The sequence below is a fragment of the Stenotrophomonas sp. GD04024 genome (genome assembly GCF_029837545.1).
In the GTDB taxonomy this organism is placed as follows: domain Bacteria; phylum Pseudomonadota; class Gammaproteobacteria; order Xanthomonadales; family Xanthomonadaceae; genus Stenotrophomonas; species Stenotrophomonas forensis.
In genome coordinates, this window is record NZ_JAOEDV010000161.1 from 1 (window position 1) to 625 (window position 625).

Annotated in this window: 1 protein-coding gene; it reads left to right on the forward strand. The window is 69.1% G+C overall.

Going from position 1 to position 625, the window contains the following annotated elements; all coding sequences use genetic code 11:
• Positions 1-625, forward strand: a 625-nt coding sequence (locus tag N7590_RS22105; RefSeq protein WP_279935909.1) for a phage tail protein, incomplete at both ends; no start/stop codon positions are given.

Sequence of the window (625 nt, forward strand, 5' to 3'; positions counted from 1 at the left end):
CGCATGGCCGAAGGGCCGTCTGGCCGTGGTGTGGGCCGCCGATGAGCAGCCGCTCTCGGGTGTGGTCAACATGGCCACGATCAAGAAGGGGCAGTTCCAGGTCGAGTACACGCTGGCCAACGGCGCCGACGGCATCGAGTACAGCTACCTGGACCGTGCCACGTGGGAGGCAAAGACCCTGCGCGTGCCTGCGCCAGGCGTGACGACCATGCTCAACCCGGCACAGGTGACCGGCGAGGGCGTCACCAGCGAGGCGCATGCCGCCATGCTGGCCCGGTGGCATCTGGCGCAGAGCCTGTACCAGTACAAGTCGATCAGCTACAGCACCGATATCGAGCACCTGGCCTACGGCCGCATGTCGGTGCTGGCGCTGCAGCACGACCTGACGCAATGGGGCTTTGGCGGCCAGGTGCTGTCCGCATCGATGGGGCCGGGGCGAGTCGTGACGCTGCAGCTCGACGTGCCGGTGCCTGCGCCCGCGCAGGGCAGCGCCTACATCGGCCTGCGCATCCCAGGCGAGCGGGTGTACCGCGTCCTGCGGGTCGTGCCCTTCACCGGTGAGAGCGACCGGCTGCAGCTGGCCGAGCCCTGGCCGACCGATGCCGAGCTGCCGGGCAACAGCGAT